Below are 26,201 nucleotides of genomic sequence, written 5' to 3'. Positions count from 1 at the left end.
CGAACCGTCACCATGGTCGTATGACGGACCAGCCACCCGAAGAGCCGAGCGACGAGCCGCGCGACCGGCCGAGTGCACCGCGCGCCAGCGCCGCCGACGGCAGCGACCTCGGCACCGGCGGCACCGGCGGCCCGGACGGCGACAGCGCCGCGCCCAAGCGGCGGCTGACCCGTGGCCGCGACCACAAAGTCCTCGCGGGCGTGTGCGACGGGGCGGGCCGCTACTTCGACATCGACCCGGTGATCTTCCGCGTGGTGCTGGCCGTCCTCTCTCTCACCGGCGGCATAGGTCTGATCATCTACGGCATGGGCTGGCTGGTCATCCCGCTGGAGGGCGAGCGGCAGAGCGAGGCGCAGCGGCTGCTGTCCGGCCGGATCGAGGGCGCGCCGCTGACCGCCGTGCTGATGGCGCTGGTCGGCTGCGGGCTGTACGCCTCGATGCTGGACAACGGCGACGACCAGGCGTTCTCACTGATCCTGCTGGCCGCGACGACCGGCGCCGTCTACTACTGGGCCCAGGTACGGCGTCGGCAGGCCGCGGGCGAGGCCGCCTCCCCGTCGGGCGCGGCGAGCGCGGTGGTGGACGCGCCGCCCGCCGTGCAGGCGCCGCCGGAGCCCGGCGGCTCCGCGTCCTGGTGGCGCGGCCCGCTGACCAAGGAGCCGTCGTATCTGTGGGGCCCGGACGACGGCCCCTACGGCGACGAGGACAAGGTCGCCTGGCGGGAGCGCAAGCGCGCGGCCCGCAAGAAGGAGAGCTCGTGGGTCTTCGGCCTGACCGTCTTCGTGCTGGTCGTGGCGGCGGGCGCGATCGGCACCGGGGCCGCAGCGCCGTACCAGTCTCCCGCCGTGAGCGTCGAGATCGGCCTGATCGCGGTGCTCGGCGTCTTCGGCCTGGCCTTCGTCGTCGCGTCGTTCGCCGGGCGGGCGCGCGGCGGCACCGTCTTCTTCACCCTGCTGACCCTCGCCGGGCTGATCGGCACCGCGTCGGTGCCGCACGACAACGCCGGGTGGCGCGACACCTGGAGGCCGATGACCGCCGCCGCCGTCCAGCCGACGTACGAACGCGGCAGCGGACAGGGCGTCCTCGACCTGACCGACCTGACGCTCGACGGCAGGACGGTCAACACACGGGTCGACCTGCGCGTCGGCGAAGTGCTGATCAGACTGCCCAAGGACGCGACCGTGCACCTGACCTACCACGTCGCCGTCGGCGCCATCCGCCTGCCGGAGAAGGACCACGGCGGACTGAACGTCAACAGCGAAGGGGCCGTGCCGGTCGTCTTCGCCCCGCCCGCGGGCACCATGAACACCGGCACGGTCAACGTCCACGTGCGGATCGGCGCCGGTGACCTGCGGATCGAGCCCGCCACGGCCGGGACCGGTACGGGGACGGCCCCGCTCGCGCCGACCGCGCCCGCCGTACCCGGCGCGCGCCACGTGCCCGTACCCGGCGTGCCCGGCCCGCCCGCAGGACAGGTGAACCGATGAGAAGGCACCGCTTCGAACCCGCCGTCCTGGTCATGGGCCTGGTGCTGCTCTGGCTGACGGCGTGCTTCATCCTCGACGCCTGCCAGGTCTGGGACCTGCGGCCCGAGGACTCCGTCCCGCTCGTCGTCAGCGGTCTGGCCCTGACGGTGGCCACCGCGATCGTCACACAGGTCGTGAGGGCGGTACGGGGGCGCCGGAAGCGCCGCCGCGCGTAGCGGAGCCCGAGCCGTCGGCGGCGTGCGCGCCGGGCCCCGGCACCGCGCCGCCGCCCTTGCCGCGCCGCCGCGCGAGCAGCGCGTCCAGCGACAGGTAGGGCGTGCCCGCGAGCACCAGCGGCAGCCAGGCCATCAGATACGCGAGGTCGTTGCCGTAGTAGTACGGCGTCGAGGACCAGCTCACCGTCAGCCACAGGCTGAGCGAGACCAGCGCGCCGCCGAGGGCGGCGACCCGGCCGAGGAGCCCGAACAGCGTGCCGAGCCCCGCCGCTGTCTCACCGAGCGCGATGGCGTACCCGAAGCCGTGCGGCGCCTTCAGCGCGAGGTCGATCATCGCCGGGATCGCCGCGGTGTCGTGGGCGCCGTGCAGGATCTGCACCAGCGAGCCATTCGCGGAGTCGGTGAAGAAGGTGTCGCTGGTCAGCTTGTCGAGCCCGGCGTAGATGAACGTGACGCCGAGGAAGATCCGCAGCGGCAGCAGTGCGTAGCGACGGGCGGTGTCCCGCCGGACGTCGAGCCGTTCGAGCATCGTGTTCCGCCAATCCCGCCGCCCGTGCGTTCCCTGATGAGAACGATTCTGCCGGTACGGCGCCCTCGGGGGGACATACGTACGCCCGGCGGCTGTCACTCAAGGCGGCGGGCAGAAAGCGCGGGACCGCAGAAAGACCCGCACGTCTCTGGCAGTACGCGGCCCCGCCCCCGATACTCAGGCATCGCACGGACCCGACGGGTGGAGGTATCCGAGTTGCCGTACGACCTGACGATCTACCTGGCCCACCGCGACGACTACGCGGACTTCCTCACCGCGACCGACGAGGAGGCGTCCGTCGTCTGGCACCGCAGGCAGGGCGACCACACCGACAGGGCCGACCTCCTGGAGCGTACGGAGGCCGCGTACGGCAGGACCCAGGCCGCCCTCAATGTGCTGGACATCGAGGGCGGCGGCCCGCTCACCGAGGCGAAGGCCCTGGTCGGCCGCATCCGGTCCTTCTACGACATGGACGAGATCCCGGACAGCGCGTGGGAGGAGTACAAGGCGGCCAGGAGCCGCTACGTCACCGCGGCCCGCGAGAGCCTGGCGGCGCACTGACCGCGCGTCACTCCCACTCGATGGTGCCCGGCGGCTTGCTCGTCACGTCGAGCACCACGCGGTTGACGTCGGCCACCTCGTTGGTGATCCGGGTGGAGATCTTCGCCAGCACCTCGTACGGCAGCCGCGACCAGTCCGCGGTCATGGCGTCCTCGGAGGAGACCGGGCGCAGCACGATCGGGTGGCCGTAGGTGCGGCCGTCGCCCTGGACGCCGACGGAGCGGACGTCGGCGAGCAGCACCACCGGGCACTGCCAGATGTCGCGGTCGAGCCCGGCCGCGGTCAGCTCCTCGCGGGCGATGGCGTCGGCCTCGCGCAGCAGGTCGAGCCGGTCGCGGGTGACCTCGCCGACGATCCGGATGCCGAGCCCGGGGCCGGGGAACGGCTGCCGCTGCACGATCTCCTCGGGCAGGCCCAGCTCCTGGCCGACCATCCGCACCTCGTCCTTGAACAGCTTGCGCAGCGGCTCGACGAGCGTGAACTGGAGGTCTTCGGGCAGGCCGCCGACATTGTGGTGCGACTTGATGTTCGCGGTGCCGGTGCCGCCGCCGGACTCGACCACGTCCGGGTAGAGGGTGCCCTGGACCAGGAACTCCACCGGCTCGTCGCCGGGGGCCTCGGCGACGATCTCCGCCTGCGCCTGCTCGAAGACCCGGATGAACTCCCGGCCGATGATCTTCCGCTTCTGCTCCGGGTCGCTGACCCCGGCGAGCGCGTCCAGGAAGCGGTCGGTGGCGTCCACGACCTTGAGCTGGACGCCGGTCGCGGCCACGAAGTCCTTCTCGACCTGCTCGGTCTCGCCCTTGCGCATCAGTCCGTGGTCGACGTACACGCAGGTGAGCCGGTCACCGATGGCCTTCTGGACGAGGGCGGCGGCGACCGCGGAGTCCACGCCGCCGGACAGCCCGCAGATGGCCCGGCTGCTGCCGACCTGCTCGCGGATCAGCGCGATCTGCTCGTCCACGACATTGACGGTCGTCCACGTCGGCGCGAGGCCCGCGCCGCGGTAGAGGAAGTGCTCCAGGATCTGCTGGCCGTGCGTGGAGTGCAGCACCTCGGGGTGGTACTGGACGCCGTACAGCCGCTTCTCGTCGTTCTCGAACGCGGCGACCGGCACCACGTCGGTGGACGCCGTCACGGCGAAGCCCTCGGGCGCGGCCGAGCAGGCGTCGCCGTGCGACATCCACACCGACTGCTCGGCGGGGGTGCCCTCGAAGAGGGTGGAGCCGGGCTTGGAGACGGCCAGCGCGGTGCGGCCGTACTCCCGCGCCCCGGTGTTGTCGACGGTCCCGCCGAGCGCCGTCGCCATGAGCTGGAAGCCGTAGCACATGCCGAAGACGGGGACGCCCGCCGTGAAGATCGCCGGGTCCAGGGTGGGGGCGCCCGGCTCGTAGACCGAGGACGGGCCGCCGGACAGGATGATCGCGCTCGGCCGCTTCGCCAGCATCTCGCTCACCGGCGTCGTGGAGGGCACGATCTCGCTGTACACCCGGGCCTCACGGACCCGGCGCGCGATCAGTTGCGCGTACTGCGCACCGAAGTCCACGACCAGGACCAGGTCCGGTGTATCCGGTGTGCCCGACGAGGGGGCGGGGGCGACTGGCGTTACCACGGTGTGCCTTCCGGCGGTTCCAACGGGGATAGGACCCGATTCTACCGGGGCGGCGGACTCCCTCCTTCCCCCGGCTTGCCCCGCGGGAGGCGAGGGGGGCACACTGACGCCATGCACACGCGCAGCGTCACGTTTACCTATGGCACCGGCTGGTCCGGCTGCCATGGTCGCGTCGCGTGAGCTGACGAGCGACTTCCCAGGCGCCCCGGGCCGGACGGCCCGGGGCGCCTGTCGTTTCGCTCCCCCGGGACCCGAGGCCCGCGGCGCCGCCCGCCCCTCCCGAGGAGAGCAGACATGACGACCCCGACCCCGACACCTATCTCCGTCCCGGCCCCCATTCCGGCCCCGGCCCCCGCGACCGCGACCGCGACCGCGACCGCGGGCACCGAGAGCGTCCCGGACGCCCCGGACACCCACGGCGTCCCGGAGTCCGCGGACGCGGTCATCGCGCGCAAGCGGCGGCGGATCGACGATCTCGACACCCGGATCATCGGCCTGGTCAGGGAACGGATGACCGAGTCGGCCGACATCCAGCGCGCCCGCATGACGTCCGGCGGTCGCCGGGTGAGCCTGAACCGCGAGATGGAGGTGCTGACGCACTACAGCGCGGAGTTGGGGAGGCCGGGCACGTCACTGGCGATGACGCTGCTGGAACTGTGCCGCGGCAAGGTGTGAGCGGCGCGGCCGGAGCGGCCCGCGAGGCGTGACGTTTCGCCCTTTCGAGCGGCATCACCCGTACGGCACGTGACCGGCCCGCGATGGCTTCGTTGGAGGTGGTGTCCGTGCCATCCAGGGGCGGTAACCCAACACCACGCGTGGAACTGGACACCGCCTAGACGCAGCTAGGCGGGGTGTGACCGATGCGATGAGGCGACCGCAGGTGTGCGGTCGCCGTGGGACCTCGTGTCGGTGCTATGTGACCGGACGGCAGGGGACAGCAGCCCGGTCACGACTCAAAGAGGCGGTCGGCTCCGGGGACGCTTGGATCCGGCCGCTCTGCGAGAACCCACATTACTCATGTACGGCTCCCGGCACGGACTTCCCGTCCACGATCGGGTGACACAGCGCGTGCCCGTGCGCACGGGTACGCGTCGGCGCGCGCGGACGCGTCACCCGAACGCGTCAGTCACCGCAGTCAGTTCAGGCAGTTCAGCCGGTTCAGGCAGTTCAGCCGGTTCAGCCGGTTCAGCCGGTTCAGCCGCGTCACTCTGCCGCGGACCTGGGCGGCACCGCGGGGACCGGCAGCATCGGAAGCCGCAGCGCGCCGAAGGCTCCCTCCGGCACCACCGGGGCGGCGGGCCGTACCGCGGCGATCCTGCGGTAGCCCTCGCCCTGGGCCGGACGCGGGTCCGCCTCGCCCTTGTTGGGCCACAGCGACATCGCGCGCTCCGCCTGCGCGGTGATCGTCAGCGACGGATTGACGCCGAGATTCGCCGAGACGGCCGAACCGTCGACCACGTGGATGCCCGGGTGCCCGTAGAGCCGGTGGTACGGGTCGATGACGCCGTGGTCCGCGTCCTCGCCGATCGGGCAGCCGCCCAGGAAGTGCGCGGTCATGGGGCGTTCGGTGGCCTCGCCGACGTTGCTGCCCGCGAAGCCGTTGATCTCCTCGGCTATCAACTCCGCGGCCCGCGCGCCCTCCGGGATGTGCGTCGGGTTGGGAGCGCCGTGGCCCTGACGGGCCGTCAGCAGCCCTTTGCCCAGGCCCTTGGCCTTGCGGTAGGTGGTCAGCGAATTGTCGCTGGTCTGCATGACCAGGCCGATGATCGTCCGCTCCGACCAGTGGAAGTTGGACAGCGAGCGGAGGCCGACCGCCGGGTGGCGCAGGTAGTTGACGGCGAATTCGGCCCAGCGCGGCACCTTCCCGCCGTACGGCGCCGCCATGATCGACAGATTCCCCATCGCGTTGGAGCCCTTGCCGTAGCGGACCGGCTCGATGTGGGTGTGGTCGTTGGGGTGCACGGACGAGGTGATCGCGACGCCCTTGGTGAAGTCCAGCGCGCGGTCCGGGTGCCGCTTGCGGTAGCGGCGGGTGGAGGTCTGCGCGCCCACCAGCGCCTCGGAGTTGGTACGGGTCAGCTCGCCGAGCTTCGCCGAGATGCCGGGCAGCCGGCCGCCGTCGCGCATCGCGTGCAGCAGCGTCTGCGTCCCGTACGTGCCCGCCGCGACCACGACCTGACGGGCCCTCAGCACCGCCCGCTCGCCCTTCTTGCGCTGGTCGGTGGGGACGGCGGTGACGCGGTAGCCGCCCTCGGGGTCCTCGGTGAGGTCGGTGACGGTGGTCATCGGGTGGATGACGGCGCCCGCGCGCTCGGCGAGGTGCAGATAGTTCTCCGTGAGGGTGTTCTTCGCGCCGTGCCGGCAGCCGGTCATGCACTCGCCGCACTCGGTGCAGGCCCGCCGCGCGGGGCCGGTTCCGCCGAAGTACGGGTCGGGCACCTCGCCGCCGGGCGCCGCCTTCGACGCGCCGCCCGCGTCCTGGCCGTCGCCGAAGAACACCCCGACCGGCGCGAGGTGGAAGCTGTCGCCGACGCCCATCCGCTCGGCCGCCGCCTTCAGGTGCTCGTCCGAGGGGGTGAGCGTGGGGTTGGTGCGCACCCCGAGCATCCGCTGGGCCTGGTCGTAGTACGGCGCCAACTCCTGCTGCCAGTCGGTGATCGCGCCCCACTGCCGGTCCTCGAAGAACGCCTTCGGGGGCACGTACAGGGTGTTGGCGTAGTTCAGCGAGCCGCCGCCGACGCCCGCGCCCGCCAGCACCAGGACGTTGCCGAGGACGTGGATGCGCTGGATGCCGTAGAGGCCGAGCGCGGGCGCCCACAGGTAGTTGCGGACGTCCCAGGAGTTCTTCGGCAGTTCGTCGCGGGCGAAGCGGCGGCCGGCCTCCAGCACGCCGACCCGGTAGCCCTTCTCGGTCAGCCGCAGCGCGGAGACGGAGCCGCCGAAGCCGGAGCCGATGACGACGACGTCGTAGTCGTAGCCGTCTTCCTGTGACACGTGATCCTCCGTGCGTCGGTGCGGGACTCGTCTGATCCGGCCGGGTCGGCGGGCAGGGCGTGGGCGGGGCGCGGGCGGCGGGCGAGGGCCGGGCAGCGCGCGGGCGGGCGGGGGTCAGCGCATCCGCAGGGCCTTCATCGCCTTCAGCGAGACGGTGAGGAACTTCGCGTACGTCTCGTCGGTCATGCCGAGCGAGGGCGCCATCGGCAGGAGGCGCTGGGTGGCGACGGTCTGGGCCTCGGTGTGCTTGAGGATGCCCTCGGAGCCGTGCCTGCGGCCGAGCCCGGAGTCCTTCATGCCGCCCATCGGCGCCCGGACACTGCCGTACGCGGCGGCGTACGCCTCGTTGATGTTGACCGTGCCGGAGCGCAGCCGGGCCGCGATCCGCGCGCCGCGCCGGGTGTCCTTGGTCCACACACTGGCGTTGAGGCCGTAGTCGGTGTCGTTGGCGCGCTCGATCGCCTCCTCCTCGTCGCGGAAGCGGTAGACGGACACGACGGGGCCGAAGGTCTCCTGCGCGCAGACGGCCATCGGGGCCTCGACGCCGTCCAGGATCGTCGGCTCGTAGACGTACGGGCCGATGTCGGGGCGGGCCCGGCCGCCGGCCACCACCGTGGCGCCCTTCTCGCGGGCCTCCTCGACGTGCCGGACGACGGTCTCCAACTGCCGTTCCCCGGCCAGCGATCCCATGCCCGCGCCGTACGCGAGGGCCGTGCCGAGCCTGATCGCCTTCGTGCGCGCGGCGAACTTCTCCAGGAACGCGTCGGCGACCGACTCGTCCACCAGCAACCGCTCGACGGAGACGCAGAGTTGACCGGCGGAGGCGAAGCAGGCGCGGACGGCGCCGTCGGCGGCCTTGTCGAGGTCGGCGTCGCGCAGCACCAACAGGGGGTTCTTGCCGCCGAGTTCGAGGGAGGCGCCGATCAGCCGGGCGGCGGCGCGCTGGGCCACGTCGCGGCCGGTGCGCGTCGAGCCGGTGAAGGACACGTAGTCGGCGTGCTCGACCAGGGCCGGGCCGACGACCGGGCCCTCGCCGATCACGATCTGCCACACGTCGGCGGGCAGCCCCGCCTCGACCAACTGCTCGCGCGCCCACAGCGCGGTCAGCGCGGTCTCGGTGTCCGGCTTCATCACCAGGGCGTTGCCCGCCACGAGTCCGGGCAGCGCGTCGCCGACGGACAGCTCCAGCGGGTAGTTCCAGGGCGCGATCTGGCCGACGACCCCGCGCGGCTGCCGCAGCTCCACGGCCTTGGTCAGCGTCGGGATGGCGCCGGTGTGCCGCTTGGGCTTCAGGTACGCGGGGGCCTTGCGGCCGTAGTGCCGGGCCGCCATCGCGACCACCTGCACCTCTTCGTGCGCGTGCATGCGCGCCTTGCCGGTCTCCACCTGGATCAGGTCGAGCACCTCGGCCTGCCGGGCGAGCACCAGGTCGTGGAAGCGGAGCAGGACCGCGGCGCGCTGCCGTACGGGGGTGGCGGCCCACGCCTTCTGCGCCGTGCGGGCGCGCGCGAACGCCTCCGCGACCTCCTCGGGCGTGGTCTCCGGCAGCTCGGCGAGCCTGTCGCCGGTCAGCGGGGTGTGGCTGGCGGTACGGCCTCCCCCTGCTTGCCAGCGGGGGGACCCCCAGCCGATGACGTCGCGGGTGAGGCGGGCGACCAGATCGGGGGTGACGACGTCCTTCGGGCCGCGCGCCGTGGTGGGCGCGACCGGGTTTCCGTCGGTGGGGCCGTCGGTGGGGCGGCCGTCTGCGGGGGGCGTGCTGCGCTCCAGCGAATCCGTCATGCCGGTGAGATTACGACCGTCCGGCACCGATTGGATACCCGTGAGTAAGTATTTTCCTCGTGATCCGTGCAACTAAGCCAGCAATCGGTGGCGTCGTACGGATCTTCGCAGGTCACGCGGGTTGCCCGGAGGGGCAGTGGCGGCAGGTGCCGGGCGCCCGCGGGGCGCGTACGTGTCGGTGGAACATCAGTGCGGACGGAAGGCGGCGCGCGCCGCGTCGAAGGTGTCCCGCGCCCGCTCGACCTGCTCGATCGGCGCCGACAGCCACATGTCGTACATCCGGCCGCCCTCCGTCCAGCACAGGTCGAACGTCCGGCGCGCGCCGTTGCCGTCGGCGAAACCGTCGTACGTGAACTGCCACAGCGCGGCGGGCCGCCCGCGCTGCGTGGTCTCGGTGATCACGCCGTCCCGGTACCCGGGATAGACACTGCCCGCCCGGGGACCGGCCAGATCCTGGTCGCGCAGCACCGCGTACGGGCCGCGCGGGTCGGGCGACTGCTCGCGCTCGCCGAAGCGGAAGGCGCGGTCGGGCGACCAGTAGTACACCCGCAGGACGCCGCTGCTGTCGCGCTGCGCGTCGCGCACGTATCCGGCGGGCAGCGCCAGCGAGAAGCCGGTCGGATCGGTGACGCGCTCGTACCCGGCCGGGAGGGCCGGGGTCGTCGGCGGGGGTGTCGTCGGGCTCGGCGTCGTGGGCGGCGGGGTCGTGCCCGTCACCGGCGCCGTGCTCGGCGGGGGCGACGCGGCGCGGGCGCCGCCGTCGTCGTGCCGGACGACCAGCACCGCGGCCAGCGCGCCGCCGCCGACCGCGAGGGCCGCCACGCTCACGGCGGCGGCGAGGACACGGCGCCTGCGGCCCTTCGGGCGGGGGGTCGCCCGCGGCTCGGGCTCCGCGTCACGCGGGGGTTCGGCCGCCGGGACCACCGGTACGTGCTGGGCGGGCGGCGGCTCACCGGTCTCCGCGTACGCCGTCAGCAGCGTCTGCGCCCGCGCCGCGCCCATCCGGCGGCCCGGGTCCCGGTCGAGCAGCGCCGTGACCACCGGCAGCAGCGGCTCCGCCGCCTCGGGCGTTCTGATCGTGTCGATCGCGACCGCGTGCACGATCTCGCCTATCGACTCGCGGTGGAACGGGGACTCGCCGTCCACCGCCGCGCACAGCAGCGCGCCGAGCGACCACAGGTCGGACTCCGGGCCCGCCGCACGGCCCGACATCCGCTCGGGCGAGGTGTACTCCGGCGACCCCACGAAGGACCCGGTCTCGCTGATCGTCGCGCTGCCCGCGACCCGGGCGATTCCGAAGTCCGTCAGGACGACGCGTCCGGTGCCGCGCTCGAGCAGTACGTTCGCCGGTTTCACGTCACGGTGCTGGACCTCGCTCGCGTGCGCCGCCCGCAGCGCGCCCGCCACGGCCGCGCCGATCCGCGCCGCCTCCCGCGGTTCCAGGGGGCCGTCCTGTGCCAGCACGTCCGCCAGCGAACGGCCGTCCACCAGCTCCATCACGATCCACGGGCGGCCGTCCTGCTCCAGCACGTCGTACACGACGATCACATGCGGGTGCCTGATCCTGGCCACGCTGCGCGCTTCGCGCAGTGCCCGGTCCTGGCCGCCCTCGGGCAGGTGCAGCTCCTTGACCGCCACCGGTCGGTGCAGCAGTTCGTCCTCCGCCCGCCACACCGTCCCCATCCCGCCGCGGCCGAGCCGCCCCGTGATGCGGTACCTCCCCGCCACCACATCCCGAGGCTCCGCCTCCGCCGTCCACCCCCCGTCACTCCCCATACCCCCCAGGCTATCCACCCTCCCTCACCCCGGCCCACCCTCCAGGGCCCCCGCCCCGAACAGCCCCTCCCCGCAGGACCTGTTCCTCAGGGGCGCGGGGGGACTTCGCCTAAAGACAAGGTCCGTTCTACCGGCGAGAAGTCGCTCTGAACAGGCAAAATGAGGCATTCACGCTGGTCGGTTGGGGTGCGCGCATTGCTGGGTGCGCGTGCGGGCTGGCGGTTGGGCGGGGCTTTGGGCGGGAGCTGCCATGGGGCGAGAGATCGGGGCCCGTAAGCTCGCGCGACTCGGGCAGGCTGTGGACCTGCCCGCAATAGCCCGAAGTGGGCCCCGATCTTAGAGGCTCGCCCCATGGTGGCTGCCTAAAGCCCCGATCAGCCGCCCATCAGCCGTAGCTGCTTGAACCGGTGTGCGGTCCGTCGACGGCAACATCTAGTGCTACAGGCCGAGGCGGTAGAAGACCTTCCCCGCCTTCTGTTCCACGCCCAGTGCCTCGTAGAACGCGAGGGCCGGGGGGTTGTCGGTATCTGCCGTCCATTCGATCCGGGAGCACGCGGATTCGGCGGCGATCCTCTTCAGCTCAGCCAGCAGCGCACGACCTACGCCGCGACGCTGAGCGCTCTCGCGTACGTAAAGCTCCTTGAGGTACAGCGACGTGTCCGCGCCCGCTGCGGGCCAGAGGAACGTGTAGGACGCGAGCCCGACGACGTTGCCGTCATTCCGGGCGAGGAGAACGGTCGCGGCGGGCCTGGAGGAGAACAGGGCCCGGCGGATCTGCTCGGGATCGGCGGCGGTCGGCTCGCCGCCGTAGTAGTGCTCTATCTCTCCGAGGATCACGGAGATTTCGTCCGTGTCCGCCTCGGTCGCCTCGCTGATCTGCACCGCGCCCGCCCTTTCTCACTCCGAAGGTTGCGCGAGGATCTCACGCAGCGCCTTCACCTCCAGCACTCTTCGAGCCTCCGGCACCCTATCGGCGACATCTCGGGCGCGGCACATGATCAGTGCGGTCCTGTGCTCCTCGGGCAACTCGACCACGGTGTTCATGGCCTGTTCGGCGGCCGAGGCGGGATCGCCCGCAATCGCCGTGCACATGGCCAAGTCCAGCCGGACGAGAGCCCGGTCCGTGTGATCGGAGCATGGGTAGAGATCGAGAGCGCGGGTCAACTCCGCGCTGGCACGGTCACTGTCTTCAAGGTGCGTCCAGGCGTTCCCGGCGTGGAAGGCCATCTGCGATTCGGAGTAGCTGAACGCGGACTCCTCCCGGTCTTCGTCCGGAAGCCGGTTCAGCGCATCTTGAGCATGAGCCAGCGCCACCGCCGTGGCGTCGGGTCGGGAGAGCAAGGCGTGGGCACGTGCTTCAAGCGGCGCGGCGAGAGCAGGCCCGACGCAAGGGAGGCCACCGGCCCAATGCTGGGCCCGTACAGCCAGTTCGACCGCCCCGTAGAGGTCACCGCTGTAGTAGAGCTGGTACGCCTCCTGCGCGTAGATCCACGAGAGGGTGGCCCGGTCTTCGGCGGACGCCGCTGCGGCACGCCCCGTGCGCCACCAACTCTTCGCTCGCTCGTCTCCCATCTTGAGCAATGTCAGGGCGACGAGACCGGACATACGTGCGGCGGCGATGGTGAGCCGCTTACGTACGCGCTCCGACTGACGCCCCGTCATTAAGAGGCGGAGATCTGCGAAGTCGGTGATCAGATCTGGCAACAGCTCGGACTCCGGACGGTATCGGGTGGCTCTGCCGTGGCGTGCGACCGTCCATTCCACCTCGTCCAGGCTCACACCTGAGAGGGGACCAGCGGCGAAGGCTTCGTGCAGCCCGCGTTGCAAGGAGTCCGCTTGCTCAAGTGACGACGGACCGGACTCCGCTTCGGCCAGGACCACCAGCTCTCCGTGTGCCTCCAACGCCCGATCAAGTGCCGCCGCTGACTGTGCGGTTGGCTTACGCCGACCGTTTTCGAGATCAGACACCTGACTCTTGCTGACACTTGCCAATCGGGCTACGTCTCGAAGCGACCGGCTTCCGCGAAGCCGCTTCAACGCCTGACCGAATGACTCGCTCATGAGTCCTCCGCTGTCCGCCGTGTCCGCAGAGGTGCGGACGAGCGCGGACACGTAACTACTGCACCGGACTTTGCCGACAAGCAACGCTACTCGGGTCAGGACGTGCAAGCCGCGCTCCTGGCGGATTCGCCGTACGACCCCCGCAACCGCGTGAACGGTTCGGGGGCGTGGCCAACCTGAGAGAGCAGGCTGACATGCGTGAGTTTAACCGGCGTTCGTTCGTGTGGGTGGGGGCAGTGCGGTGACGTTGACTGTGCCGCCCGCTGCGGAGGGGCGTTCCCTGGTCGTGAAGCGGTGGGCCCACCATCCGAGGTGTGTACCGGTGGCTCGGCATGAGCTGCGGGGGCATTTGGGAGCTTGGGGGATGCCCACGCTCGCCGACCGCGCTGAGGTCGTCCTCTCGGAGTTACTGACCAATTCTCTGCGCCATGCGCGTTCCCCGCAGGGGCGGCTGATCGAGACGCGGTACGAACGCCTCGACGGCGGCGTGCAGATCGAGGTGCATGACGCCAACGAGTCCTGGCCCGTACTCCGGGAGCCGTCGGCGGACGCGGAGTGCGGCCGGGGGCTGGCGCTGGTGGACGCGATTACCGGGGCACGTTGGGGTGTGAGCGCGCGAGAAGGCGTCGGAAAGCGGGTATGGGCGGTGGTCGCGCAGGACGACGCGGACGCCGAGGGCGAGGTGCCGGGCCGGTGAGCGGAATGAAGACCGTCTCCCGTGGCCCTGCCGCCGAAACCGACGTTCCCGCACGCCCTGGCCGGACGTGGGAGATCGCCAGCACGGACAACTACACCGCTACGGGTTACCTGCCGACCTGGGCCGAGGACGATCCGAGCACGTCCGGCGTATCGCTCGCACGGCTCTTCGTCCTGCTGGGAGACATGTGCCACCAGGCTCACTTCGACGGTCAGCGGATGCGCGTCGCGCATGCCCGCGAACCGGGCGAGGAGTCGGCGGTGTTCAGCGGGACCATCGACTGCACGCCGTACGCCGAAGACACTGCGGGGCGTCTTCCGGTGGCGAACGTCTGGATCGTTGACGACTACTGGGTCAACGGGCTCGATCCGACCGGCCTGGCGAAGTTCGCCGCCCAACTGCGCGCTCAGGCCGACTACCTCGACCGCGAGGTATACCCCCTGCTTGTGGCGGCGCGTGCGGAGTGGACCGCCCGGCATGCGGGCCCTCCCAGTCGTCCGCCCAAGCGATGATGTGACCACCGACTCTCGCCGCCGCCTTGAGGTCCTGAGCCTCCTGCCTCTCCGGCGACGACGTCGCGTCCTTCTTCCGGCTCAGCCTGCGCACCGCCACCAGACACTTCCCACACCCGTCATAAGCCGTCACCGGCCCCGCCGGAATCCGCGCCCTCCTACCCCGACCACGACCGCGCCCCGCGCGCACGGCCCCCGCCGCCGTCATCGCCAGCAATAGCCGTCGCGTACATGCTCTCCATGGTCCGCCTACCCCTCCCGCACGTCACGTGCGTTTTGAGGAATCCCCTCCGGGGAACTGCGCGAGCAGCCGCTGGCAGTGGCGCGGGCGAAGATCCCGCCCCAGCGGGGCAGTTCGGTTGTCTCCGGACCACCGGCCGGTGGTGGGTTGCTCGCGCAGTTCCCCGCGCCCCTGAGGGGGCGGACCCCACCGCGCAAGGTGAACGGGCCGGGGCGGCGAGCCCTTGGCGTGGGGCGGGCGTCAGCTCGCCGCGTAGGTTTCGACGGCTTTGTCGAAGGCACGCTGGACATCGGCGCGCCGAGCGTCCGGCCCGCTGACGACGACGACGTGGTAGGAGCCGTCGATGATGACGGCGAGATTGAGGGCGTAGATCTGCGTGTCGTTGGCGTCGCGGTAGCTGTACTCGCCCTCGGCGGCACTGTGCCCGCGCAGGTCGAGCGTGTGGAGACCGGAGGCGGCGGACCAGGAGGAGCCGCGGAAGGCGGCCAGTTCGGGCTCTTCGAGCTGGTAGGCGAGCGGATCGCTGCCGTGGTCGGAGACCTTGTCACGGCCGGGCACGACGGTGAGCTGGAGGTCGCTGCCGGAGTAACGGACCTGCCCCTGACCATTCTTGCCGGAGCGCTGCCACCCGGTGTGGACGGCGACGGTGAACCCGGCGGAGTCGGTCCGCATGACGAAGTCGCTGCCGAGGTCCGGCGGCGGCACCACCGTACTCGGCGGCGGGGCCGGCTTCGTGGTGGCCGGCTTCGTCGTCGGCGCCGCGGTCGTACGAGTGGGCGTCGGCGTCGGCTTCTTGCCGCCGCTGTGGCCGCCCGGCACCTCGGCCGGGACCGTACGGTCGCCGCCCTTGGCCCCGTTGTCCGACGTGTCGCCGTTGCCGGGCATGGCGAGCACCGCGTACGCGACGACGGCCGCGAGCACCACCAGGACCGCGATCAGCAGCCGCACGCCCAGCTTGCGCGGTGCCTCGTCGCCGCCGCGCGGGGGCTTGCGGTAGACGACCTCCTGCTCCTGGTGGATCTGCTCCTGCCGCATCTCGCTGCGCCGCGCCTGCTCGCGCTTGGCCTTGGTGACCCTGGCCTGCTTGCCGCGGGCGTGCCTGCGGTGCTGAATCCCGGCGACGTCGGCCTCGGCGGCGGCCTTGCGGCGCCGCCGCCGTACCAATTCGCCCTTGCGGCGCACGATCGGCAATTTGGCCGGATCCGTCGGCACCTGGACCATGTCGAGGCCGAGATCCGGCTCGGGCGCGGAGCGGATCAGCGACCGCAGCCAGCCGCCCAACTCCTCGGCCTCCGGCCGCTCCTCGGGGTCGGGCCGGAGCAGCGACTCGACGATCGGCCGCAGCGCGCCGCACTCCTCGGCGAAGGCGGGCGGCTCGGCGCACACCATCTGCACCAGTTCGGCGGCGCTCTCCTCGGGGAACGGCGGATGCCCCTGCACGGTACGGAAGAGCAGCGAACCGAGCGCCCACAGGTCGGCGGCCGGGCCGACCGGCGGGGACAGCCGCCAGTTCTCGTGCACCTCGTGCGCCTGCTCCGGCGCCCAGCGCTCGGTGACGGCGCCGATGACGGTGATCCGGTTCTGCCGGGCCCGCTCCTGTTCGAGCGCGGACTCGGGGCCGTGCCACGACTGGTCTTCCCCCGCGCCCGACAGGCCGCCGCCCGCGAGGACCTGGATGTGCTGCGGGACGGGGTCGTAGCCGCACAGCGCCTCCTGGGCGGCGCCCGCGGCGAGCCCGGCGAGCATCGCCCGGCCGTCGTCGCAGACCAGCACGGTGCTCGCGGTCACATTGCGGTGCGTCCAGCCGTACGCGTGCACGGCGCGCAGCGCGGTGAGCACGTCGGAGGCGACCTCGGCGGCGCGGTAGGCGTCCAGCGGCCGGTCGGCGAGTAACGCGGCGAGCGGCCGGGCGGACACCAGTTCGCTCGCGATCCAGAGACTGCCGCCCTCGATGAAGATGTCGAAGACCTGGACCAGGCGGGGGTGGTCGGGTATCGCCGCCGCCGCGCGGGCGGCCTCGAGGGCGCGCCGGGCGCTGTCGCTCAGCGCGTCCTGGTCGCCGTATCCCCGGTCGTCGCCCGGGTCCTCGGCCGTGACGACCTCGGGCAGCAGCACCTGCCGGACCAGGACCTCCTGGCCGCTGTAGGTGTCGAAGGCGCGCGTCTCGACCAGTTCGAACTCGTCGGCGGGCGGCCGGGGCAGCCGGTACCGGTCGGCGAGCACGCGGCCCGCGTATTCGTCCACGACGCCCCCTCTCCGGCCCTTCCCGACCCGATGCCATCCGTGCGGGAACCCTCGCCCGCACCCCACCTTGTACCCGAAGCGGTCCGATCCGAACGGAATCCGGCTGCGGACAGTCCACGGCTACTCACAATACGTGCTGCGGAAGGCTCACTTGGCCGGTTTGAAGGTAGCGAAGAAGGTCGTGAGGGCCTTGGTGCTGGTATCGCTGGTCCACGCGTCGGCCGGAGTCGTGAACATGATGGCGTACCCGTGCTTCGGGTCCGTCACCATGCCGCGATTCAGGACGTGTACCTGCTTACCCTTCACGTCCCGCTTGTACTCCCAGTCGGCCGCGTCGTACGAGCGGTACTGCGTCTGGGCCACCTTGAGTTCCTGGTAGCCGGGCATGCCGTTCCGGCCGGACTTGGCGGTCTTCGCCGCGTTCTGCCAGTCCTTGAGCGCGCTCGGCCCCGGCGAATGCGTCCAGTCCACGAGCAACTCGCTGCCGTCCGAGCCCCGGAACTTCGAGCCGCTGCCGTACCCGTTGTCCCCCACGCGCTTCCAGCCGTTGGGCAGGGCTATCGAGAAGCCCTCGGAGTCGTCGTAGCGGTAGAAGCCCGCCGGTACGGCGTCCGAGCCGCCGGTGGCCGGCGGGGACGAGGCGGGGGTGGTCGGCGCGGAGGCCGAACCGCCCGGCGACGACGGCGACTTGCTGTCGTCCGTGCCGCCCTTGCTGTCGTCGTCGTTCTTCGCGCCGGTCGACGCGGACGCGGAGGCCGAGGCCCCGCCCTTCGGCTTCGACGCCGATCCGTTCCCGCCGTCGCCGCCACCGGAGTTGGCGAGCGCTATGCCGATCACCGTGCCCAGCAGGACGATCACGATCGCCGCGGCCACGATGACCATCGTGCGGCGCGGTACGACGTCGGTGAGCGACGCGCGCGGCGGGGCGGGCGGCGGGACGGGGCCGCCCGGCTCAGGGGCGGCGGCCGACGTCGCGGGCTTCGCGGGGATCTTGGCGGCGGCGGCCTTGCGGACCGAGCGCAGCGCGTCGCGCACCCGGGCCTGGTCGGCGGCGGCTTCGCCTCCGGCGGTGGGGGTCCCCCCGCCGGAGGCAGCGGGAGCGTCGGTCGGGGTGGGCTGCGGGTCCACGTTCAGCACGACGGTACGGGCGTCGGAGGTGGGCGGCGCGACCGGGCGGTCGGGGGCGTGCGCGACGGTGGACAGCAGGGCGTACGCGGCGTCGTGGTCGAGGCGTTGGGCCGGGTCCTTGACCAGCAGGCCCTTGATCGCCTCGGCGAGCGGCCCGGCGTTGGTCATCGGCCCGACCGGCTCGGTCATCACCGCGGTCAGGGTGGCGATGGCCGACCCCTTGTCGTAGGGCGGGCGGCCCTCGACCGAGGCGTAGAGCAGCGCGCCGAGCGACCACAGGTCGGCGGGCGGGCCCGGCTTCTGGCCGCGCGCGCGTTCCGGCGAGATGTACGAGGGGGCGCCGACGAGCATGCCGGTGGAGGTGACGGACGGGTCGCCGTCGATCTGGGCGATGCCGAAGTCGCTGAGGACCACGCGCCCGGCGCCGCGGCCCGCGGGGTCCGAACCGCGGTCGGCGAGCAGGACGTTGGAGGGTTTCACGTCGCGGTGCAGGATGCCGGCGTTGTGGGCGGCCTTGAGGACGTCGAGTATGACGAGGCCGACCTCGGCGGCGCGCTTGGGCGTGAGCGGGCCGTCCTCACGGATCGCGTCGGACAGCGAGCGGCCCTCGACCAGCTCCATGACGATCCACGGCCGGTCGTCCTCCTTGACCACGTCGAAGACGGTGATCGCGCCGGTGTTGCGAATCCGCGCGGTGGCCTTGGCCTCGCGCAGGGTCCTGGTGACCAGGCGCTGCTTCTCGTCCTCGTCGACGTTGCCGGGGAAACGCAGCTCTTTGACCGCGACGGTACGGCCCAGCGTCTCGTCGACGGCGCGCCACACCGTGCCCATGCCGCCTTTGCCGAGGACTTCGCCGAGGCGGTACCGGTCGGCGAGCACGCGTCCGTCGGTACTTTCGACCTCGCTCATGGGATCCCTCTGGAGTGCTGGACGTGTAAACACCCATCATCCCCGAACGGGGGACGCGGAAGCGAACCCGGCTTATGGGTTCGATAGCCGGAAACCGGCCACAGCGTTCGTGAACACCGGTCGGTAGGTGTCCCATTCGGCGTCCGGAGCCGACAGGTAGACCGCGTACTCACGACCACCCGGCTTGCCGAATCCGAGGTCGATCGCATGGAACTTGCGGACCGAGCCCTGGAAGGTGAACTCCCACAGCGCGGCGGGCATCCCCAACTGCACGGTGCGGATCATCCGTTCACGGTGGTACTCGTCAACCTGCTCCTGGGTCTGCGGCTCCAGAGTCAGCCAGTGCTCGTACGGGTCGTCGCTGCCGAAGTCCAGCGAGCTGATCTTCAGGCCGATCTTGCCGGTCGGGTCGATGAAGTCGACCTCGTCGCCGTCGTTCTTGACCTGCCGCGTCCAGCCGTCGGGCACCGGCACCGCGTAACCGTGGTCGGACTCCGTGACCAGGTGGTAGCCGTCGGGGACCGGCGGGGGCGGCGCCGTGGTGCTCGGCGTGGGACCGGCCGAGGACGTGGTGCCGGTGGGCGGTGTACTGACCGCGGTGGTGGGGCCGGGGCTCGCGTCCTTACCGGAGCCGCCGTTGTGGATGACGGCGAAGGCGGTGCCCGCGGCCACGAGGGCGAGGACGGCGACGCCCGCGATCCACGCTCCGGTACGGCGGCGCGGCCGTTCGGGGCGGTGCGCGCCGGAGTGCGGGCCGGTGTCGGGGCCTGAACCGCCCGCGCCCGTACCGAAACCGGCGGCCGTTCCCGTACCGGTTCCCGTGGAGTAGGGCGGCGGGGGCCCGAAGGAGTCGGCGTACGGAGGGGAGTGCGCGCCGCCGGGGGGCGGGGCGCCGGGCACCTGGGTCACGGTGGCGGTCCGGCCGTCGCCCGCGGGGTAGGTGAACCGGTCGGTGTCGACCTGCCCGGTGTCGGGTTCTGCCAGCGGAATCCGCAGCAGCCGCTCGGTCTCGGCCGCGGACAGCCGCTCGGCCGGTTCCTTGGCGAGCAGCCCGGCGATCACCTGGGTCAGCGCGCCCGCGTTGGCGGCCGGCAGCACCGGCTCCTCGGCGATGGCGTACGCGGTCTCGATCGCGGTCGGCCGCCGGAAGGGCGACTCGCCCTGGACGGCCTGGTAGAGGGTGGCGCCCAGCGCCCACAGGTCGGCCTCGGGTCCGGGCAGGGCGCCCCTGATCCGCTCGGGCGACAGGAAGTCGATGGAGCCGATGAGTTCGCCGGTCCGGGTGAGGGTGGAGGTGCCGGACGCCTGGGCGATGCCGAAGTCGGTGAGGACCACGCGCCCGCTGCCGTAGCCCTGTTCCGCGGAAGCGCCCTCGACGGGCGCGCCGCCCTCGACGCCGAGCAGGACGTTGCCCGGCTTGACGTCGCGGTGCAGCACTCCGGCGCGGTGCGCGGCCCGCAGCGCGGCGACCATGCCGCGGCCGATCCTGGCGACTTCGGCGACCGGCAGCGGTCCGTGCTTCTTGAGCTGTTCGCCGAGCGTGACCGACGGGACGTACTCCATGACGATGGACGGCAGTCCCTCGTCGTCCACGACGTCGTGCACGACCACCACGTTGGGGTGGCTGATCCGGGCGGCGGCGCGCGCCTCGCGGCGGGTGCGTTCGAAGAGGGTGGCCAACTCGTCGTCGTGCATGTGCGGCTGGGGCGGGTGCAGCTTCTTCACCGCGACCTGCCGGCCGAGGAGTTCGTCCTCGGCCCGCCACACGGTGCCCATGCCGCCCCGGCCGATGCGTTCGAGCAGCCGGTACCGGCCCGCGACCAACCGCCCCTCGTCGGCCTGTCCCGTCATCTCGCGCCCTTCCGCCCGCTCCCCCGACGCGCGCCGCGTCTCCCCCGAGACGCACCGTGCCTAGAGGGGAACGATATCGGGCGCGCCCAGCCTGGCCGCATCCGCGGTCAGATCATCAGGCTGGAGCTGCGACTCGCGCTCGGCCTCCACGCGCTTCTCGTAGTAGGCCACTTCCTTGTCGATCTGGTCCTTGTCCCAGCCCAGGACGGGTGCCATCAACTCGGCGGCCTCGCGGGCGCTGCGGGTGCCGCGGTCGAAGGTCTCGATCGAGATCCGGGTCCTGCGGGCGAGCACGTCGTCCAGGTGGCGGGCGCTCTCGTACATCGCCGCGTAGACGATCTCGGCCCGCAGGTAGTCGTCGGCCGAGGTCAGCGGGGCGCCCAGCGACGGGTCCTCGGCGATCAGCGCGAGCACCTCCTCGGCGAGCGAGCCGTACCGGTTGAGCAGGTGCTCCACCCGGGCGACGTGCAGTCCGGTGCGGGCGGCGGTGCGGGCGCGGGCGTTCCACAGCGCGTGGTAGCCCTCGGCGCCGACCAGCGGCACATCCTCCGTGCAGCACTCGGCCACCCGGTGGTCCAGGCCGTGCACGGCCTCGTCGACCGCGTCCTTGGCCATCACGCGGTACGTCGTGTACTTGCCGCCCGCGACCACCACGAGTCCCGGCACCGGGTGCGCCACGGTGTGCTCGCGCGAGAGCTTGCTGGTGGCGTCCGACTCCCCGGCCAGCAGCGGACGCAGGCCCGCGTAGACGCCCTGGACGTCGTCCCTGGTCAGCGGGGTGGACAGCACCGAGTTGACGTGTTCGAGCAGATAGTCGATGTCGGCGCTGGACGCCGCCGGGTGGGCCTTGTCCAGGTCCCAGTCGGTGTCGGTGGTGCCGATGATCCAGTGCCTGCCCCAGGGGATGACGAAGAGCACGCTCTTCTCGGTCCGCAGGATGAGCCCGGTAGTGGAGTGGATCCGGTCCTTGGGGACCACCAGGTGGATGCCCTTGGACGCGCGGACGTGGAACTGGCCGCGCTCGCCGATCAGCGCCTGCGTGTCGTCGGTCCACACCCCGGTGGCGTTGACGATCTGCTTGGCGCGGATCTCGTACTCGCCGCCCTGCTCGCCGTCCTGCACCCGCGCGCCGACGACGCGCTCGCCCTCGCGGAGGAAGCCGATCACCCGCGCCTGGTTGGCGACCTGCGCGCCGTAGGAGGCGGCGGTACGCACCAGGGTGGTGACGAAGCGCGCGTCGTCGACCTGCGCGTCGTAGTACTGGAGCGCGCCGACCAGCGCGTCCTTGCGCAGCGCGGGCGCGACCTGGAGGGCGTGCTTACGGGTGAGGTGGCGGTGCACCGGCAGGCCGCGGCCGTGCGCGGAGGAGACCGACATGGTGTCGTACAGCGCGACGCCGGAGCCCGCGTAGAGCCGCTCCCACGCCTTGTGCTGCAAGGGGTAGAGGAACGGGACCGGCCGCACCAGGTGCGGGGCGAGGCGTTCCAGGAGCAGGCCGCGCTCCTTGAGGGCCTCGCGGACCAGCGCGAAGTCCAGCATCTCCAGGTAGCGCAGGCCGCCGTGGATCAGCTTGCTCGACCGGCTCGACGTGCCGGACGCCCAGTCGCGGGCCTCGACCAGACCGGTGGACAGGCCACGGGTGACGGCGTCCAGCGCTGTTCCCGCGCCGACCACCCCGCCGCCCACGACCAGCAGGTCCAGCTCGTGCTCGGCCATCCGGGCCAGTGCCCCGGCCCGCTCGGCGGGGCCCAGTGTTGACGTACGCATCCGTGTGCCTCCCATGGTGGCGGCGCTCTCGCGTGCCGCCGCGGTGGATAGCCCTCCACTCGATAGTGACCGCCACCGCCGCGAGCGGCCACCCTTGACCCGCCGTCGAGGGGGGTGCCGGGGCGCGCCCGCGGTGCGGCGAGGCGGTGAACGCCCTGCGGGCAGGGCGTCCGGGCCGTCCCTCTCCTACCCGGCGATCCCGTGCCTCTTCTGCCCGTAACCCGGATGACTGCACGGCGCGCCGTGCAGTCATATCAGTCATTTGTCTGGTTAGCCTGATTTAAAGCCATCCGTGGAGCCATCCGTGGAGTCCCCGTGGTGGTCGCAAGGGAGAGGACTGAACCGCATGCCCGCAGACCTCGCAGTGCTCGGACTCGGCCGCACCGGACTTCCCCTCGCCCAGGCGGCGACCGCCGCGGGCGTCGGCGTCATCGGCTACGAACCCGACCCGGCCGCCGCGGCCGACATCAACGCGGGCCGCGTACCGCCGGGCACGCTCGCCGCCGCCGACCTGCGCCGGATGCTCGCGGGCGGCTTCCGCGCGACCGCGGACCCGGCGGTGCTCGGCCGGGTCAGGACCGCCGTGATCTGCGCGCCCACCCCGCTCGGCGAGGACCGCGCCCTGGACCTGACGGCGGTGTCCGCCGCCGCCCGCGCGCTCGCCGGGCACCTGCGCCCGCACACCACCGTCGTCCTGGAGTCGGCGGTCTACCCCGGCACCACCGAGGGGTTCCTGCGCCCGCTGCTGGAGGCCGACGGTCTGCGCGCGGGCCGGGACTTCCACCTCGCCTACTCCCCCAGCCGCCTCGACCCCGGCAACCGGGACTTCCACCTCGCCAACACCCCCAAGGTGATCGGCGGTTGCACCCCCGCCTGCACCGAGGCCGCCGCCGCCTTCTACGGCCGCTTCACCGAACGCATCGTGCGCGCCCGCGGCCCCCGCGAGGCCGAGGCGGTCAATCTGCTGGAGACCAACTACCGGCACGTCAACATCGCCTTCGCCAACGAGATGGCGGTCTTCTGCCACGACCTCGGCGTCGACCTGTGGGACGTGATCCGCTGCGCCGAGACCAAGCCGTTCGGCTTCCAGGCGTTCCGACCGGGACCCGGCGTCGGCGGCCCGGCCGCCGCCCTCGACCCCAACGCCGTCCCGCTCTTCGCCGCCATGCCCGCCCAGGGCCAGGTCCGCATGCTCGGCCACCCGCTGCGGATGGTCGAACTGGCCCAGGAGGTCAACTCCCGCATGCCGCGCTACGTCGTCCAGCGCGCCGCCGCGCTGCTCAACGAGCACGGCAAGTCCCTGCGCGGCGCCCGCGTCCTGCTGCTCGGCGTCACCTACAAGGCCGACCTGGCCTCCCAGGAGGGCGCCCCCGCCCGCGAGATCGGCACCCGGCTCATCGAACTCGGCGCGCAGCTGTGCTACCACGACCCCTACGTACCGCAGTGGCGCGTTCTCGACCGTCCGGTGCCGCGCGCCGACTCCCTGTGGGAGGCCGCCTCCGAGGCCGATCTGACGGTGCTGCTCCAGCACCACCGCACGTACGACCTCCAGGGTCTGGCGGTCAAGGCGCAACTCCTGCTGGACACAAGGGGGGCGACGCCCGCGGGCGCGGCGGCGCGGCTGTAGCGGCCCGCCGCGGCGGGGTTCCCGATCCGCGTGTAGTGGTCATGTAACGACCGGAAGAACAACTTGTCCGATTGTCACCCCCTGCTGCTAGATTTCGGCGTCCATCGTCGAATGCCGTATCCCGGGGGACCCCATGAGCGCCAACTACCCGCCGCCGCAGCAGCCCGGTGGCCAGAATCCGTACGGACCGCCGCCGGGCGCCGGATACGGCTACCCGCAGCAGCCCCAGGCCCCGTACGGCCAGCAGCCCCAGGCGCCCTACGGTCAGCAGCCCCAGCAGCAGTGGGGCGCGCCGCCCGCGCCCGGCGCCTTCAACCCGGCCGCCTACCCGCCGCCGGTGCCGGTCGCCCGCCGCGACACCCCCGGACTCGGCTTCCTGGTCGGCCTGCTGGCCGCGATCGTCGCCGCGCTCGCGTACGGCGGCATCCTGCGCGCGCTGTCCAGCGACGACGGCAGCACCCACGAATTCCGGCTGATGGCGATCGGCGTCGGCGCGCTCGTCGGCCTCGCCGTCGGCAAGGCCGGCGGACGCAACCCGGCCCTGCCGTTCGTGGCCGTCCTGCTCGCGCTGTTCGCGGTCGTCTTCGGCGAACTCTTCGGCGGCGCCCTGGTGATCAGCCACTACGTGTCGGGCCAGGGCGGCTCGATGCCGGTCACCGACATCTTCTTCCACCACTTCGGCGACCTGCTCGACTCATGGAAGCAGGACTTCAGCTTCATGCGCTTCCTCTTCCTCGCCGTCGCCGCGTTCATCTCCTTCGGCGTCGCGAAGCACGCGGGCGACAACTGACGACAACCGCCCCGGCGCGGTGACGCGTACCGCGCCGTGACGCGACGAGGGGCCGTACCGCCTGCGCGGTACGGCCCCTCGTGCGTTCTCCGGCGTGTGCGGTCTAGGGCGTGTCCGTAAAGTCGCGTCGTCCGCCCGGAGGGCGGGGCTGGCGGTGTCTGGTGCGTGCGATCGCAAGGCGGAGGGTCGTCCTCATAGTGGGCCTATTCGGATGAGCCCGACAACGCAGCGAGCGTGCGTGCCAGGCACCGCCAGCCAGGCGAGACTTTACGGACACGCCCTAGCGGTGGTGGGTCGGGGAGACCGTCACCTCGACGCGCTGGAACTCCTTCAGGTCCGAGTAGCCGGTGGTGGCCATCGAGCGGCGCAGGGCGCCGAAGAAGTTCATCGAGCCGTCGGGCGCGTGGGACGGGCCGAGCAGGATCTGCTCGGTGGTGCCCGCGGTGCCGAGGTTCATCCGCTTGCCGCGCGGCAGTTCGGTGTTGACCGCCTCCATGCCCCAGTGGAAACCGCGGCCCGGCGCGTCGGTGGCGCGGGCCAGCGGGGAGCCCATCATCACCGCGTCCGCGCCGCACGCGACCGCCTTGGGCAGGTCACCGCTGGCGCCGAAGCCGCCGTCCGCGATGACGTGCACGTACCGGCCGCCGGACTCGTCCATGTAGTCCCTGCGGGCGGCGGCGACATCGGCCACCGCGGTCGCCATCGGCACCTGGATGCCCAGCACATTGCGCGTGGTGTGCGCGGCGCCGCCGCCGAAGCCGACGAGGACGCCCGCGGCGCCGGTCCGCATCAGGTGCAGCGCCGCCGTGTACGTGGCGCAGCCCCCGACGATCACCGGCACGTCGAGTTCGTAGATGAACTGCTTGAGGTTCAGCGGCTCGTGCGAGCCGGAGACGTGCTCGGCGGAGACCGTGGTGCCGCGGATCACGAACAGGTCGACGCCCGCGTCCACGACCGCCTTCGAGAACTGCGCGGTGCGCTGCGGCGACAGCGCGGCGGCCGTCACGACGCCCGCGTCCCGGACCTCCTTGATCCGCTGCCCGATCAGCTCCTCGCGGATCGGCGCCGCGTAGATCTCCTGGAGGCGGGCCGTCGCCCGGGTGTCGTCCAGCTCCGAGATCTCCGCGAGCAGCGGCTCCGGGTCGTCGTACCGGGTCCACAGCCCTTCGAGGTTCAGCACCCCGAGGCCGCCGAGGTTCCCGATCCTGATCGCCGTCTCCGGCGACACCACCGAGTCCATGGGCGCCGCGAGGAACGGCAGCTCGAAGCGGTACGCGTCGATCTGCCACGCGATCGAGACCTCCTTCGGGTCCCGGGTGCGCCGGCTCGGCACGACGGCGATGTCGTCGAACGAGTACGCCCTGCGGCCTCGCTTGCCCCGACCGATCTCGATCTCTGTCACGTCCTGCGCCTTTCTT

At 72.1% G+C, this 26,201-nt stretch carries 19 protein-coding genes and 1 pseudogene; 8 read left to right on the top strand and 12 right to left on the bottom strand.

Annotated features, from left to right (window positions below):
* Positions 1-20 precede the first annotated feature (20 nt).
* Positions 21-1,487, top strand: coding sequence for a PspC domain-containing protein (locus ACIP4Z_RS18770; RefSeq protein ID WP_401309317.1), 1,467 nt, complete (start codon positions 21-23; stop codon positions 1,485-1,487).
* Positions 1,484-1,702, top strand: coding sequence for a hypothetical protein (locus tag ACIP4Z_RS18765; RefSeq protein WP_355336817.1), 219 nt, complete (start codon positions 1,484-1,486; stop codon positions 1,700-1,702). Before ACIP4Z_RS18770 ends, ACIP4Z_RS18765 begins: the two co-directional genes overlap by 4 nt.
* A gap of 46 nt (positions 1,703-1,748) precedes the next feature.
* Here ACIP4Z_RS18765 and ACIP4Z_RS18760 read toward each other — a convergent pair.
* Positions 1,749-2,231, bottom strand: a pseudogene (locus tag ACIP4Z_RS18760) (DoxX family protein); the annotation flags it as partial.
* Positions 2,232-2,432: 201 nt separating this feature from the next.
* Here ACIP4Z_RS18760 and ACIP4Z_RS18755 point away from each other — a divergent pair.
* Complete coding sequence (locus ACIP4Z_RS18755) at positions 2,433-2,792, top strand: hypothetical protein (RefSeq protein ID WP_355336816.1); 360 nt, start codon at positions 2,433-2,435, stop codon at positions 2,790-2,792.
* 7 nt (positions 2,793-2,799) lie between these two features.
* On the opposite strand, the gene guaA is transcribed toward ACIP4Z_RS18755, so the two are convergent.
* Positions 2,800-4,404: a glutamine-hydrolyzing GMP synthase gene (gene guaA / locus ACIP4Z_RS18750; protein WP_355336815.1), complete on the bottom strand. Its 1,605-nt coding sequence runs from the start codon at positions 4,402-4,404 to the stop codon at positions 2,800-2,802.
* A gap of 294 nt (positions 4,405-4,698) precedes the next feature.
* On the opposite strand from guaA, the gene ACIP4Z_RS18745 reads away from it, so the two are divergent.
* Positions 4,699-5,079, top strand: coding sequence for a chorismate mutase (locus ACIP4Z_RS18745; RefSeq protein WP_401309312.1), 381 nt, complete (start codon positions 4,699-4,701; stop codon positions 5,077-5,079).
* A 528-nt stretch (positions 5,080-5,607) separates the two neighbouring features.
* Here the strand turns inward: ACIP4Z_RS18745 and ACIP4Z_RS18740 are convergent.
* From ACIP4Z_RS18740 to ACIP4Z_RS18720, 5 genes are all read right to left on the bottom strand, one after another.
* Positions 5,608-7,434, bottom strand: coding sequence for a GMC family oxidoreductase N-terminal domain-containing protein (locus tag ACIP4Z_RS18740; RefSeq protein WP_401309515.1), 1,827 nt, complete (start codon positions 7,432-7,434; stop codon positions 5,608-5,610).
* Between the two features lie 78 nt (positions 7,435-7,512).
* The gene (locus ACIP4Z_RS18735; protein WP_401309309.1) at positions 7,513-9,180 is read right to left on the bottom strand and encodes a succinic semialdehyde dehydrogenase; all 1,668 of its coding nucleotides are present in this window, start codon (positions 9,178-9,180) and stop codon (positions 7,513-7,515) included.
* A 186-nt stretch (positions 9,181-9,366) separates the two neighbouring features.
* Complete coding sequence (locus ACIP4Z_RS18730; RefSeq protein ID WP_401309306.1) at positions 9,367-10,911, bottom strand: serine/threonine-protein kinase; 1,545 nt, start codon at positions 10,909-10,911, stop codon at positions 9,367-9,369.
* A gap of 483 nt (positions 10,912-11,394) precedes the next feature.
* A complete protein-coding gene (locus tag ACIP4Z_RS18725) occupies positions 11,395-11,838 on the bottom strand; it encodes a GNAT family N-acetyltransferase (protein WP_401309303.1) in 444 nt (147 codons plus the stop codon).
* A 15-nt stretch (positions 11,839-11,853) separates the two neighbouring features.
* Complete coding sequence (locus tag ACIP4Z_RS18720) at positions 11,854-13,017, bottom strand: helix-turn-helix domain-containing protein (RefSeq protein WP_401309300.1); 1,164 nt, start codon at positions 13,015-13,017, stop codon at positions 11,854-11,856.
* Between the two features lie 223 nt (positions 13,018-13,240).
* Here ACIP4Z_RS18720 and ACIP4Z_RS18715 point away from each other — a divergent pair, with 223 nt between their 5' ends.
* Complete coding sequence (locus tag ACIP4Z_RS18715; protein ID WP_355336808.1) at positions 13,241-13,714, top strand: ATP-binding protein; 474 nt, start codon at positions 13,241-13,243, stop codon at positions 13,712-13,714.
* 5 nt (positions 13,715-13,719) lie between these two features.
* Entirely contained in the window at positions 13,720-14,226 is a 507-nt protein-coding gene (locus ACIP4Z_RS18710) for a DUF6907 domain-containing protein (protein WP_401309512.1), read from the top strand.
* A gap of 481 nt (positions 14,227-14,707) precedes the next feature.
* Here ACIP4Z_RS18710 and ACIP4Z_RS18705 read toward each other — a convergent pair whose 3' ends face one another.
* The 4 genes from ACIP4Z_RS18705 to ACIP4Z_RS18690 all read right to left on the bottom strand — a co-directional run bounded on the left by ACIP4Z_RS18705 (position 14,708) and on the right by ACIP4Z_RS18690 (position 22,366).
* Complete coding sequence (locus ACIP4Z_RS18705; RefSeq protein ID WP_401309297.1) at positions 14,708-16,711, bottom strand: protein tyrosine kinase; 2,004 nt, start codon at positions 16,709-16,711, stop codon at positions 14,708-14,710.
* Between the two features lie 147 nt (positions 16,712-16,858).
* Complete coding sequence (locus ACIP4Z_RS18700) at positions 16,859-18,748, bottom strand: serine/threonine-protein kinase (protein WP_401309294.1); 1,890 nt, start codon at positions 18,746-18,748, stop codon at positions 16,859-16,861.
* 72 nt (positions 18,749-18,820) lie between these two features.
* A complete protein-coding gene (locus tag ACIP4Z_RS18695) occupies positions 18,821-20,599 on the bottom strand; it encodes a serine/threonine-protein kinase (protein WP_401309291.1) in 1,779 nt (592 codons plus the stop codon).
* 60 nt (positions 20,600-20,659) lie between these two features.
* Positions 20,660-22,366, bottom strand: coding sequence for a glycerol-3-phosphate dehydrogenase/oxidase (locus ACIP4Z_RS18690; RefSeq protein WP_188281981.1), 1,707 nt, complete (start codon positions 22,364-22,366; stop codon positions 20,660-20,662).
* A 346-nt stretch (positions 22,367-22,712) separates the two neighbouring features.
* Here ACIP4Z_RS18690 and ACIP4Z_RS18685 point away from each other — a divergent pair, with 346 nt between their 5' ends.
* Together ACIP4Z_RS18685 and ACIP4Z_RS18680 are read left to right on the top strand one after the other, a co-directional pair.
* Positions 22,713-23,993: a nucleotide sugar dehydrogenase gene (locus ACIP4Z_RS18685; protein ID WP_355336803.1), complete on the top strand. Its 1,281-nt coding sequence runs from the start codon at positions 22,713-22,715 to the stop codon at positions 23,991-23,993.
* A 133-nt stretch (positions 23,994-24,126) separates the two neighbouring features.
* Entirely contained in the window at positions 24,127-24,783 is a 657-nt protein-coding gene (locus ACIP4Z_RS18680) for a hypothetical protein (protein WP_401309287.1), read from the top strand.
* Positions 24,784-25,063: 280 nt separating this feature from the next.
* Here the strand turns inward: ACIP4Z_RS18680 and ACIP4Z_RS18675 are convergent, their stop codons facing one another.
* Positions 25,064-26,185: a GuaB3 family IMP dehydrogenase-related protein gene (locus ACIP4Z_RS18675; RefSeq protein ID WP_355336800.1), complete on the bottom strand. Its 1,122-nt coding sequence runs from the start codon at positions 26,183-26,185 to the stop codon at positions 25,064-25,066.
* Positions 26,186-26,201 lie beyond the last annotated feature (16 nt).

The sequence above is a fragment of the Streptomyces sp. NPDC088910 genome, from assembly GCF_044749865.1.
In the GTDB taxonomy this organism is placed as follows: domain Bacteria; phylum Actinomycetota; class Actinomycetes; order Streptomycetales; family Streptomycetaceae; genus Actinacidiphila.
The sequence above is the reverse complement of the archived record's forward strand: the minus strand, read 5'-3'. Positions and strand labels throughout refer to the sequence as shown.